Source organism: Sulfitobacter sp. SK025 (assembly GCF_003352105.1).
GTDB classification, from domain to species: Bacteria; Pseudomonadota; Alphaproteobacteria; order Rhodobacterales; family Rhodobacteraceae; genus Sulfitobacter; species Sulfitobacter pontiacus.
In genome coordinates, this window is sequence record NZ_CP025808.1 from 1,315,171 (window position 1) to 1,327,986 (window position 12,816).

The window sequence follows — 12,816 nt, forward strand, 5'->3', positions numbered from 1 at the left end:
CTTAGGGGGCGATCCGCACCTCAAAGGACACAGACCCCGTTGCACCCGGTTCATGTGATCCGGTGCAGTCCCATTGCAGCGCCCCCGCATAGCCCGCCGTATCTGCCCCGGGCGTGGTCATCGTGCAGACCACATCGCCGCCGATGGATACGGGGCTTGGGATGGCGGATGCCAGCTCTGTGTAGGGCGGCGTGCGGTCGTGGATCACGATGTTGGTCGCGGGCAGTTCGCCAGGGTTATCGAGGAAGATGCGATATTCAAGCACATCCCCCGCAGCGGCACCGTTGCTGACGCCTTCGGGCGTGCCTTGGGTCACATTGCGGACCGTCTTGCGCAGTTTCAGCACCCCTTCGGAGGATTCTACCCGCACCAGATCGGTGTTGCGGTCCTGCTCGGTCGCGCCGGTCGCGCCATAGGTCGTGTCGGCGACCACATCAAAGGCGATGGTCGACCCCGGTGCCGCCGCACCCGAGGCGGCGACACGAGCCACCAGACAGATACGCGTGTCAGGGGTCACGGGCAGGGCGGTGGTGATGGGGCTGGTGGCCGTCCCGTCGCAGGCGGCATCCTCGAACAGGGCTACGGAAAAGAGCCCCGGCGCGGTGATCGACTGGATATCGGTGTCAAACACCACAGAGCCTTCTGCATCGGCAAGATACTCATGCCGCAGGGTCACCACCTGTGCCGGACGGATCGCGCTTTGCTGGCTTTCGCTCAGCCGAGCGTCCTCGATCAGGCCGACATCCAGATCAGGATAGGATGTCCCCGCCGCAGGCGTGAAGGTAAAGGTACCATCGCCGCTGGCCGGGTTGACCAGGCTGGGCAGGGCACCGGGGTTTTCGGACACGGTGAGCAAGCCGTTGTCCGGGACCACGGTGATGGTGACGTCATCGGCAAAGCCTTCGGGCAGGGTCAGGCTCCAGCTGCCATCGCTGGCAACCTGCGGCGACCCGATCAACGTGCCGCTGCTATCGGTGATCCGGACTTCCGCCGCACCGGTGTCGGCTTCCGAGGCCCCTTGCAGCGCGTCATAGGCTGTATCGGAACCTGCACCATTGTCGATAAAGACCTTACCAGACAAGCTTGGGCCGGACCCGGCAAAACTCACGCTCACGGCGGCTTCGTCGTCATCGGCAACGCCGTCGCCCAGATCGTCCGTCAGCGGGCCCACCAGCGGATCACTATCGGGATCCGGCAGGTCAGAGCCGATGATCTCGGCCACGTTGGTATGCTCGCCTGTGGCGTTCATCGTCACGCGCACGGTCAGGGTCTCGCTCGCGCCATTGGCCACCTCGCCGACGTCCCATGTACCGGTGTCGGCGTCATAGGTATCGGTGCCATCCGCGGGTGTGGCAGAGACAAGGGTGAACCCGTCGGGGATCAGATCACGGACCCGCACACCGGTGGTACCGTCAGGGCCGTCGTTTGTCACGGTGAGCACGAAATCAAGCTCTGTGCCCGGGCCCGCTTGGGTCACCGGCTGGCCGCTGGTGTCGAACACGCCCTTGGTCAGGGACAGATCCGCCGTCGCCCCGCCGTTCACAAACCCGAAATCAAGGGTGCGCACGCTGCCGGCGGTGATTGATACGCCCGTCTGCGGGTTCACGGTACCGGCCACAAGCCCGGGGGGCATATCGGGATCGGCTGCGTCGACCTCTACGCGGTAGGTCGCTGTGGCAGACAGGTCAGAGAAGAGATAGGTGCCGTTGCTGGCTGTCTCTACGCTGGTCAGGAACGTGTCATCCGCGGTGTCGGCTGTGCCATTGTCGTCGTAAAGGGACACGGTCACGGCGCTGAGCACGGTTTCACCGGGCTGGTAGCTGTCCGAGTAGTTGGTGTCGCGGTAGACGACGCCGGACAGGTCACCTTCGGGCGGCAGCGGGCCAAAGCGCGACGGGCAGGCGGCACCGTCGTTCAGGCCACCCTCGCCGACAGGCACCGTATTGATCAACTGACCCCCGCCAGAGCCGGAGCCCTGAAGTCCCACGTCGGCCTCGTATACCTCGTTTGTGACGTTCTGGTTGATGTACATGCGGCCGTAGAAATCGAACCACACCGCGCCATAGGAACCTGTCCAGGCGGTCGGGCCGAATTCAACCGGCGCGCGGGTGCCTGACGTACCATCCGCAGGGTCGATATAGAACAAACGGTCAGAGGCCTCGTTGACGCCGTACAGCATGCCGTCGTTCGGATTATAGGCGATGTCCGACGGTTCAACCGCAGCCGACAGCGTGATCAGGCCCAGATCAACGGGGGCGGACGGATCGGAAAGATCCAGCAGCTGCAACGCGTTGGCGCCGTTCACACGATAGACCATCACCCCGTTGGGCAGGATGTCGCCCGCGGTGGAGCCCACCGCCGCCGACGCGGGGAGGGTCGAGACGACCTCGTAGTTGCCGGTGGAGTCCAGGCGGATCAGCTCGCGCGTTGCAGCGCGCACCCCGTAGAACAACCCGTCGAGCGCATTATAGCCCCAACCGCCGTCATACTGCACGCCCGCAGGGGCACCGATGTCGGTCGCGGTGATGCTGTACACGCCAGCGCTTTCCGCGAAGCTGAGCCGCTGCAGCTGCGAATCCGTCTGCGTCACACGGTAGAGCGAGCCATCGCAGGTAAAGGGCACCGCCCCAGCCGAGAGGATTACTTTGTAGTCCTCGACCTCGCCGTCGAAATTCAGACCATCAAAGGGGTCCGCCGCGACGGCGCTAGAGGTCGACCAGCGGATACGTGCATGGGAAAAGCCGCTGGTGATATTCGCAGGGACAGGGATGTTCAGCGTGATCTGGTTGTTGAACACCCCGTCGGTATCGCCCGCGCCCCCATCACGGTAGTCGACCGCGATGTGTTCTGAGGGATCGAAGGTGCCGCTTTGGTCAAAATCGACCCAAAGCTGCAGGTTTGTGATCCCCGCGGTTACCGGAATGCCCAAGGCAAGTTGAGCGCTCAGGGTTTCATGGGTCACGATGGTCAGGGGCACGGTTGTGCCAGCCTCCAGGATGGGAAAGACGGCGATGGAATCCTCGTCGTCAAAGCCCGACAGGTCATCCGCATCGGAATCGGGGCTATGCTGTGGGGTCTGTTCGGTGTCAGGTTCGCCGGCACCCAGATAGATGTCCTGCGCCACGATGTGACGCGGATCGCCATAGGTTGCAGGCGCATCGCCGCGGTCGGACAGATCAGCAGCCGCGATGACCAGCGAATAATCCTCTACCTCGCCATCCACGGCAAAGTCCGATGTGTTCAACCCCGTCTCGGAGCCGTAGCGGAAGCGCGCGTAGGTGGTTGATGTGGTCGCATCCGACGGCACGGTCACGTCGATCTGGATCACGCCATCGCCCGCGACATTGTCGAATTGCGTACCGTCATCCTTGAGGTCAAGCGCGATACGCTCGCCCAAGGTCTCTTCGAACAGACCGTCGCCGTTGAAATCGATCCAGGCCTGCAGGTTACCATTGCCTGTTACGGTCACGTCGAGCGTGCTGATCGTGCCTTGGGTCAGGACGGGAAAGGTGATCCCGTCTTCGTCGTCGGTGCCGATCAGGTCATCCGCCGTTGCCGTCGCATCCGATTGTGCAACCAGTTCGATATCCGGCTCGATCAGGCCCAGATACACACCCGGAGAGGCATCAACGCCGTGGGTCGGTGTGAGGTAGCTAAGCGGTGCATCGCCAAAGTCCACACCCAGCCCGGCAAAGACCGCCACGGTGACCAACGCGCGGTCACAATCAGCGGGGTCCAGCGCATCGCAGAGCTGGTATTCGATGGTGTAGACGCCAGCGGGAACGCCCGCGGGCACAATAACGCGACCGGCTTCGGCACCGGCTGTTTCCAAAACCGGCACAGGATCGCCCGTGTTCTGCGGCACGGCTTCGGTCAATACAGTCAGCGTCGCGGTCGGGAAGGCGGCGGGCAGGCCGTTGATCGTGTCATTCGACATAACTTCGCCTGCGGTGCCGCCCAGCAAGGTGTTCACGGGCGACGCGGTGTAGTCGTCGTCTTGCGCCACAATATCGGGCGAGGTGTTCGAGATTGCGCACAGCTGGATGCCGGACCCGCGCGTCGCGCTACGGTCGGATGACCCTGTGTAGCCGTGGATAAATTCAGCTTCTACGAAGGTGTTGAATTCATAGGTGGCGTAGTTGTCAAAGCTCGATTCATTCGGCTCGTCTTCCCAATCAAACGGGTCGCCCACCTTTGCAGGATCCATCGCGATCGCGTTCGGTCCGGCGGGAAAGGAGGATAAGGGCGCGGTGTTGAAGAAAGAGGTCACCGTCGGATTGGTGAGCGAGCCCACCACATCCGAAGAGTCATCGCCCGCGCCGCGGCTGTCGACATCCGTTTGCTGTACAATGACCCCGTTGATGCGGCTTTGGTCAATGGCCAGACCTTGCGGGTTGGCCGCCGTGGCCGTGCCATCTTGTACCAGCCGCAGACGGTACGTGATGTATGCGTCGTCCTCTGGCGTCATGCGCGCCTCGAGGGATGTATCGAGGGTAAGCGCGGTCGCATTATTGATGCTGGTGACCTGCATGACGACATCGATCGGGTTGCCGTTGATATCGGTTGTCACGTCGTCGAACAGGAAGATGTCTGACGGGGTTACATTCGTCCGGCTGCCGGACCCTGCCAACTGGGTCGATGGCTGGCGGAAGACGGACTGAGGCGTGCAGCTTTGCGAACCGGTCTCGCCTGACAGCACGCTGCTGACGATGGACAGGGATTCAGAATTCGACTGCAACCGTGAAACAAAAGGCTGGCCGATACGGCCAATGCCCGCAACCGCGTTGCTGTCCACGGACCCCGTCAGCACATCGGCCGCCTGAATGGTGTAGTCCTCCTGACAGACGACCGTTCCACCCGGGGCGACAGGCGTGGTGATCGCGGGGCAGAGCACAGGCCCCAGCAGATCGTCGTCGATCACAATGTCCTGCCCGGTGTTGAACGGCAACGCGCCGGTGTTTGTGACCGTGTAAGTGTAGGTCACAGTCTCACCCTGCGTCCCTGTGCTGGGGCTGGCGGTACGTGTCAACGAAATGCTTTGATCCACATTGAACGTTGCCGCACCAAACATGCCGATGCCCCGCGGCGCGGGGTCATAATTGGTGAACTGGTTGTAATTGCGCACGTCGGCAATAGATTCATCATACCAGAAGGTGACCGTCGAGGTGCTGTCGGGGAACGTCGCGCGCACGGTGCCGGTGTCATCGTTGTTCGATGTGGGCGAGGCCCCGAACCCTTCGACATAGATACATTGGGCCTGGTTCGCGCCGATGGTGCCGGTGAAGCCAGACCCGGGACCGGGGCCAACCAGAAGTGCGGGTGCCGCGCTAACCGGTGCCAGCGCCGGATTGCCGTTATCGCCAAAGGCGGTCACAAAATCGCAACGGTCAGACCCGGCGTTGCTATCGCTGGCGTCAATATCCAAAATGTCGATCTGTAGATTGTCGATCGGAAAGGCGACCCCGCCCGAACTGGAGGAGATGGAGGACGTTGTCCGCGCATCCCCGATACGCCCGCGGTTTGGCGGCGCGTTCGAAATGACCACGAGCGATTCCACATTGCCGCCAAAGATGGTCGAATCGTTGGGTGTCCCTTCGCCGCTGAAGCCGGTGTAGTTGCCTGTATGTTCAAAGGTCAGGTCAACCTCGAACCCGTATTGGTCCCGCAAGGTGCGCGTCAGCGGGCCAAGATTGCCGCCGGGCCAGTCGTAGGTGCCCCAATCAAGTTCGAACTCGCCGGCATCAGCTTTGCCAGAACCTGTAACGACCAAAGCCGCCAAAGCGGCGGCACAATTCAGTGTTGTAAAGGTTAACTTTGAAATCGACATCAGACGGACCTCTTGTTGCGGTGTCCCAAACACCTTGTACATTGGCCGGAGACGACCTCGCCGTCTTTCCTGCCCCCCGGGATATGTCTAAAGTTCTCATACAAGGTTAACGCGAGCGACAATGCGCAGGTACAATCCCCCTGCCTTCCAGAATAGCGCCCTATACTTTCGAGAGCGTCCCACCCAGAATCGGTAGGCAGCGCGATGCGGAAAAGCCTTTAATCCATAGGCCCTTGCTCTGTTGCCGTTTGCCCGTGGATGGTGAATATGTCGGCACCAATTCTCTCGCGCCGCACGAAAGCCAGTATTTTGCAGACAATTTTCGACAAATCAGGAGCGTCTGCAGAAACTCCACCTGTTTTCGGTCACTTCGGTGAATGGGTGCAGGGGCGGTTGGGGCCGGAGGGCCCGGTGGTTCTGGTCACGATGCTGTGCCGTGCACATGGGGTGCGGGCGCGGTTTACCCGCGGGGGGGCATTGGACCTGACGCAGGGTGAACCCGCAGCGGTCAGCCTCGCGCAGCTTCGACACCTGCTAGAGGCCGCAGGGGAAGATGCGGGCAGTTTTACCTTGTCTGGTAACCTTCCTGTCGGGGTCGGGGCAGGTGCATCCACTGCGGCGCTGGTGGCTTTGGCGCGGGCTGCGGGTATTGCTGAAGACCGTTTGCCGTCGCTGTGTCTGGCGGTGGAAGGGGCCACCGATCCGTTAATGTTACCGCATCCGGACCGCGTGATCTGGGCCTCGCGGTTGGCGCAAAGTAAGGGCGCGCTGGGCGCGCCGCCACGGGCTGACATCATCGGCGGCTACTTTGGCGAGCCGATCCGGACCGATGCGGCGGACAGCGGTTTTGCGGATATTGCCGACCTGTTGCCCGCGTGGGAAAGCGCGGTGGCGCGGGGTGATTTGCCTCAGGTGGCGCGATTGGCGCGCATCAGCGCAGACCGCACCACCGCGTTGCGCGGCCCTCTGAACGACCCGAGCACGATACTGGCGCAGCGTCTCGGTGCTTTGGGCTATGCGCGTGCGCACACAGGGTCCGCGCGCGCGTTCATCTTTGCACCGGGCACTGCCCCCGAGGATGCTGAACAGCTGTTGGCCGACCACGGGCTGACCGGCGCGATGCGGTTCACAACCGGAGGGGACGCATGATCGGTGCGGCGGGCATCCTGCTGGGGTTTGTGATCGAGGCGGCTTTGTCCTGGCCTGCGCCGCTTTATGCGAAAATCGGCCATCCGGTGTCCTGGATCGGCCACGCCATTCGCACGATCGAGGCGCGGTTGAATAGCGCTGATACATCGCCCGCACGGTTGCGCCTGTTGGGCGGTGTCGGGGTCTGCCTCGTGCTTGCGCTTGCCGTCTTGCCTGCGATTGTGGTCGCCGCGTTGCTGCCCCCTGGCTGGGCGGGCTACGTTGTCGGCGGGCTGCTGGCGTGGCCCTTTCTGGCACCGCGGTCGCTGTTCGACCACGTTCAGGCCGTCGCCACGCCTTTGGTGCAGAGCGACATCGCTGGGGCACGCTATGCCGTATCGATGATCATCGGGCGCGATCCTGATCAGCTGGACGCTGCCGCGATTGCCCGTGCTTCTATTGAAAGCCTGGCCGAGAATGCCTCGGACGGGGTGGTGGCTCCGGTGTTTTGGGGCGTGCTGCTGGGGCTGCCGGGGCTGGTGGCCTATAAGGCAATCAACACGATGGATTCGATGATCGGGCACCGGTCCGTGCGCTACCGCCACTACGGGATGGTGGCTGCGCGGCTCGACGATCTGGTAAATCTGATCCCGGCGCGGGCTACGGGGCTGCTGTTCGTGATCGTCTCGGGCCAGCCACGTCGCGCCGCCGCCGTGATGTTGCGCGATGCGCGCCACCACCGGTCGCCCAATGCCGGTTGGCCCGAAGGGGCGATGGCCGGTGCGCTGAACGTGCGCCTGTCCGGCCCGCGTGTGTACGGCGCAGAGATCGCGGATGAACCCTGGCTCAATGCCGAAGGGACCGAGGCTGATGCGACCAGCCTGCGACGGGCGCTGACGCTTTACCTTCGCGCCATGTTCGTATTAGCAGTCGTGTTGGCGCTGGTGGCGCTGATCTGACAGGGGCAAGCGATGCGGGACCACGGCGGCAATCTGGATGGGGCGATCAAGGCGTTCGGCGGTGACCGCGCCGATTGGATCGATCTGTCCACCGGGATTAACACGGTGCCCTATCCGGTGGGGCCGATCTCGCCAGAGGCATGGACCCGTCTGCCCGAACGCAGTGCCCTTGGCGCGCTGGAAGACGCCGCGCGGTGGGCCTATGGCGCAAGCTGTGCTGTTGTGCCTGTGTCAGGGGCGCAGGCGGCGATCCAGTTGGTGCCGCGCCTGATCGCGCCGGGCCAAGCCGCGATCCTGTCGCCCACCTATAACGAACATGCCGCCGCACTACGGGCCGAAGGCTGGCAGGTCACCGAAGCCACCGATCTTGCCGCGCTTGAAGGCTACGCCCTTGCCGTGGTGGTCAACCCGAACAACCCCGACGGGCAGCGCCACGCCCCTGACGCCTTGCGCGCGCTTGCCGAAACCGTCGAATTGCTGATCGTGGATGAAAGCTTTGCCGACCCTGATCCAGAGGTGTCGCTGGTCCGCGGCGGGGCCGAACTGGCGAAGAATATCCTTGTGATGCGGTCCTTTGGCAAGTTCTACGGGCTGGCGGGGCTGCGCTTGGGTTTTGTGCTGGGGGCAGAGCCTTTGGCCGAAAGACTGCGCGCGATGACGGGGCCTTGGCCGGTTTCCGGCATGGCGATAGAGGTCGCCTTGCGCGCACTGAACGACACGAATTGGGCGGCGCAGACCACCGCGCGCCTGCAAGGCGAGGCGGCGCAATTGGATGCGATGGCGGCGCGGGCAGGGTGGGTGCTGGTAGGCGGCACCCCGCTGTTTCGCACCTACGCGACGCCGGATGCCGCGGCTGCGCAAAACGCCTTGGCCGCACATCACATCTGGTCGCGGATCTTCCCCTATTCCGACAGCTGGATCCGTCTGGGCCTGCCCGGTCCGGCCGGTGATTGGGCCCGGTTAGAGACCGCCTTGAAAGACGGCGCGTGATCCGGCGCATCACAATGAGAGGGCGGCGGGTGCTGCTGGGGCTGGTAGCCGCCCTGATAGCCGTCACTTCAGCCAGCGCCGCAGACCTGCCCCGTGTGGTGTCGATGAACCTGTGCACGGACCAGATGGTACTGCTGCTGGCGGATCCTGATCAAATCACCTCCCTTTCTCGTCTGGCGCGCGATCCGCGATCGTCGTCGCTGGCGCAGGAAGCCGCAGCACATCCGCAGAACGCGGGCGGTGCTGAAGAAATATACCTTTCCGCGCCGGATCTGGTGTTGGCGGGGCAATACTCCGACAAAGCGACCCTCGCGATGCTGCGCCACCTCGGCTTGCGGGTAGAGCAAATGCCGATCGCCAAGGCGCTTGACGATATTCCCGCGCAGATCCGGTGGATGGGCGACCTCTTGCAGCAGCCCGCGCGGGCAGAGGCGATGGCCCGCGACGTCGAACAGACATTGGCCGCGCAGCCCGCACTGGCCTCCGATGCCCCTGTTGCGGCGTTCTATTACCCGAACGGCTATTCGCTGGGGGTGGATACTTTGGGCCACGACATCGTGACCACCGGCGGACTGCGCAACCTCTCGCAGAAACTCGGACGCCGGAACAGTGGGCGTCTGGCGCTGGAAGAACTGGTGATGAACGCCCCCGATGTTCTGGTCACCACGACGCCCTATCCGGGAGGTTCCCGATCCGAAGAGATCATGCTACATCCTGCGCTCGCACAATACGCCAAGACCGGCCGGATGGTGTATAGCTCGCCCGATTGGGTCTGCGGCACGCCGCTGGCGTTGCGGGCGGTGCAAGACGTACGCAGGGCAGGCAACCAGATACGCCACGAGGAGAGATAACAGATGACCGACAGCACCCCAGACCAGAACAAGCGCCACGCCGAAAAGATGGCGAAGGTCCAGACTGCCCGCGCCAAGATGATGGCGGAAAAGACCGTGACCAAGGGGTTGATCATCGTCCACACCGGGACCGGCAAGGGTAAAAGCAGCTCTGCCTTCGGGATGATCATGCGCTGCATCGGGCACGGGTTCCCCTGCGCGCTGGTGCAGTTCATCAAGGGCGCACGGGTGTCGGCGGACCGTCAACTGCTTGAGGACCGCTTTAGCGACATCTGTCAGGTCTATGTGATGGGCGAGGGCTTTACCTGGGACACGCAAGACCGCGAACGCGACATCGCCGCCGCCGGACGCGCATGGGAAAAAGCCAAAGAGCTGATCCGCGACCCCAACAACCGCATGGTGCTGCTGGACGAGCTCAACATCGCACTGCGCTATGGCTATATCGAGGTGCAGGATGTGGTCGATTTCCTGCAGGCCGAGAAGCCGCATATGACCCATGTGGTGATCACCGGCCGCAACGCGCCCGACGCCTTGATCGAGATTGCGGATCTGGTGACCGAGATGAAGGAAATCAAACATCCTTTCCGCAAACAGGGTATCGCCGCACAGGCCGGTGTGGAATTCTGATCGCTACCGGGGCAGGGCGTTTGCCCGCGCCCCGCTTGGCAAAGGGCGGATATCATGGACAAGATCACGCTGGTCACCGGCGGTGCAAAATCGGGCAAGAGCCTTTTTGCCGAAAACCACCTGCGCGCCTACGGGCTGCCGCTGGTCTATATTGCCACCAGCCAGGCCTTCGACCCCGAGATGGAGGACCGCATCGCCGCACATAAGGTACAACGCGGTGACGGTTGGGACACGGTGGAGGAGCCGCTTGATCTATGCGGCGCGCTGATGCGCACCGATGGGGTGGGCGCGCGGCTGGTCGATTGTATGACGCTGTGGCTGTCCAACGTGATGCACGCCGAACGCGACTGGCAGGCGGAGCTTGAAAAAGTGCTGGACAGCTTGCGCACACAGTCCTCTCCGGTGGTGCTGGTCACGAATGAGGTGGGCGGGGGCATCGTGCCGATGTCTGCGCTGGCGCGGCGCTACCGCGATGCCTCGGGCCTGATGAACCAGCGCATTGCAGCGGTGGCGGGGCATGTGGTGTTGGTCAGCTGTGGTTTGCCCCTGACGCTGAAGGGCAGTGCGCAGGCTCCGGCCTCGCTTGCCTGACCCATGATCCCGACATACGATAGATTTCCAAACGAAAGAGACCCCTTTGCATGGCGCATGTGACTTTTCCCCTGACTTCCCTGTCCGACCTTGACGCGCTGACCCGCGATTTGTCTCAGGTTGATGCCGTCGCCCAAGACGCCGCGCGCGACCGGCAGAATGCGCTGACCAAACCGCCCGGATCACTGGGCCGGCTGGAGGAGCTGGCGGTGTTCATGGCGGGTTGGCAGCAACAGGTGGTGCCGCAGATCGACATGGCGCAGGCCCTCGTCTTTGCCGGTAACCACGGGATCTGCGCGCAGGGGGTGAACCCTTTCCCGCAAGAGGTGACGGCCCAGATGGTGCAGAACTTCAAGGCGGGGGGCGCTGCGATCAACCAGCTGTGCCGCACCAATGACGCGCAGCTGTCGGTGATTGACCTGGACCTTGACCGCCCCACTGCCGATTTCACGCAAGGCCCCGCGATGAGCGAGGCGGACTGTGTCGCGGCCCTTAACGCAGGGGCGGCGGCGCTGCATCCGGCGGCCAGTGTCTTGATCCTGGGCGAAATGGGGATCGGTAATTCCACCGTCGCGGCAGCGCTGACGGCGGCGGTCTTTGGTGGGGCAGTGCAAGATTGGGTCGGGCGTGGCACCGGTTCGGACGACGAAGGTCTGCGCCGCAAGGTCGACGCCATCACCCGCGGACTTGCCCGCCACGCCGCCACCCCGCAGGACGGGGCGTCTATCCTGATGACCTTGGGCGGGCGCGAGCAGGCGGCGATCTGCGGCGCGGTGCTGGCCGCGCGGCAACGGCGTATACCGGTGATCCTTGACGGGTTCATCTGCACCGCCTCTGTCGCACCGCTTTTCGCGCTGGCCCCTGCGGCGCTGGACCATTGTCTGATCGGGCACCTGAGCGTCGAGCCCGGGCATAAACGTCTGCTGGATGCGATCGGCAAGACGGCCGTGCTCGATTTCGACATGCGGTTGGGCGAAGGATCGGGCGCCGCGCTGGCGCTCGGTATCCTGCGCTCGGCGCTGGCGTGCCATAGCGGCATGGCGACATTTGCCGAAGCCGGCGTGGCGGACGGCTGATGCTGCGCGCCCGGGTGGCAGAGGCGCGGCTGGCGATGCTGCTGCTGACCCGTATCCCCGTGGGATATCTGCGCGATCCGATCCCCGCGACAGGAACCTCGGCCTGGGGCTGGCCTTTGGCGGGGGCGGTCGCGATGCTGCCTGCCGCTCTGATCTACTGGGCGCTGCACGCGGCAGACTTTGGCCCGACGGTTGCGGCCCTTGGTCTGATCTTTGCCACGACACTGCTGACCGGCGCGATGCACGAAGACGGGCTGGCGGATATGGCCGACGGGTTCGGCGGCGGGCAGACCCGCGCGCGCAAGCTCGAGATTATGCGCGACAGCCGCATTGGCAGCTACGGGGTGATGGCCCTGATCCTGACGGTGGCGCTGCAGGTGGCGCTGATCACACGGCTGGATCATCCTGCACTGGTCGTGCCTGCCGCGCTTGGTCTGTCGATGGCCAGCCGCGCGATGCTGCCGTTCTGGCTGGCGCGGATGCCCGCCGCGCGGGCCGACGGGCTGGGGCACGGCGCGGCGCAGGTGCCGGCGACTTGCGTCTATATCGCGGTCGCCTTTGGCTTGGTCGGGCTGCTGCCCCTGGGCTTTGGCGCGGCGGCGGTGATCTTTGCGGGGGTCGTTGTGGCCACCGCGCTGGTGGCCGCGCTGGCGCTGCGGCAAATCGGCGGGCAGACCGGCGACGTGATCGGCGCGATGCAGAAACTGGCCGAACTGGCGGGCTGGGGCGTCACCGTCTATCTCTTTGCCTGACACCTTCGAGCCGCG

General features: G+C 63.9%; 9 protein-coding genes. 8 read left to right on the top strand and 1 reads right to left on the bottom strand.

The genetic code is table 11. The features are described 5' to 3' along the window. Nucleotide 1: 1 nt before the first annotated feature. Nucleotides 2-5,827, bottom strand: a complete 5,826-nt coding sequence (locus C1J04_RS06355) for a GEVED domain-containing protein (protein ID WP_254655157.1) — start codon at nt 5,825-5,827, stop codon at nt 2-4. Nucleotides 5,828-6,094: 267 nt separating this feature from the next. Between C1J04_RS06355 and C1J04_RS06360 the strand changes: the two genes are divergently transcribed. The 8 genes from C1J04_RS06360 to C1J04_RS06395 are packed head-to-tail and all read left to right on the top strand — an operon-like array spanning nt 6,095 to nt 12,801. Continuing rightward, nucleotides 6,095-6,976 carry a hypothetical protein gene (locus C1J04_RS06360; protein WP_254655158.1) on the top strand — a complete coding sequence of 294 codons (882 nt, stop codon included), beginning with the start codon at nt 6,095-6,097 and terminating at the stop codon, nt 6,974-6,976. Then, nucleotides 6,973-7,914 carry an adenosylcobinamide-phosphate synthase CbiB gene (gene cbiB, locus C1J04_RS06365; protein ID WP_009826432.1) on the top strand — a complete coding sequence of 314 codons (942 nt, stop codon included), beginning with the start codon at nt 6,973-6,975 and terminating at the stop codon, nt 7,912-7,914. Before C1J04_RS06360 ends, cbiB begins: the two co-directional genes overlap by 4 nt. A 12-nt stretch (nt 7,915-7,926) precedes the next feature. After that, on the top strand, nt 7,927-8,904 hold the full coding sequence (cobD, locus tag C1J04_RS06370; RefSeq protein ID WP_009826433.1) for a threonine-phosphate decarboxylase CobD: 978 nt from the start codon (nt 7,927-7,929) through the stop codon (nt 8,902-8,904). Beyond that, nucleotides 8,901-9,755, top strand: coding sequence for an ABC transporter substrate-binding protein (locus C1J04_RS06375; RefSeq protein WP_254655159.1), 855 nt, complete (start codon nt 8,901-8,903; stop codon nt 9,753-9,755). Before cobD ends, C1J04_RS06375 begins: the two co-directional genes overlap by 4 nt. A 3-nt stretch (nt 9,756-9,758) precedes the next feature. Continuing rightward, on the top strand, nt 9,759-10,382 hold the full coding sequence (gene cobO / locus C1J04_RS06380; protein ID WP_009826435.1) for a cob(I)yrinic acid a,c-diamide adenosyltransferase: 624 nt from the start codon (nt 9,759-9,761) through the stop codon (nt 10,380-10,382). A gap of 54 nt (nt 10,383-10,436) precedes the next feature. After that, complete coding sequence (cobU, locus tag C1J04_RS06385; protein WP_009826436.1) at nt 10,437-10,973, top strand: bifunctional adenosylcobinamide kinase/adenosylcobinamide-phosphate guanylyltransferase; 537 nt, start codon at nt 10,437-10,439, stop codon at nt 10,971-10,973. Between the two features lie 50 nt (nt 10,974-11,023). Next, nucleotides 11,024-12,049 (top strand): nicotinate-nucleotide--dimethylbenzimidazole phosphoribosyltransferase, encoded by a 1,026-nt coding sequence (gene cobT / locus C1J04_RS06390; protein WP_009826437.1) that lies wholly within the window; start codon nt 11,024-11,026, stop codon nt 12,047-12,049. Beyond that, the gene (locus tag C1J04_RS06395) at nt 12,049-12,801 is read left to right on the top strand and encodes an adenosylcobinamide-GDP ribazoletransferase (RefSeq protein WP_009826438.1); all 753 of its coding nucleotides are present in this window, start codon (nt 12,049-12,051) and stop codon (nt 12,799-12,801) included. The genes cobT and C1J04_RS06395 overlap by 1 nt, the downstream gene beginning before the upstream one ends. Nucleotides 12,802-12,816: the final 15 nt, after the last annotated feature.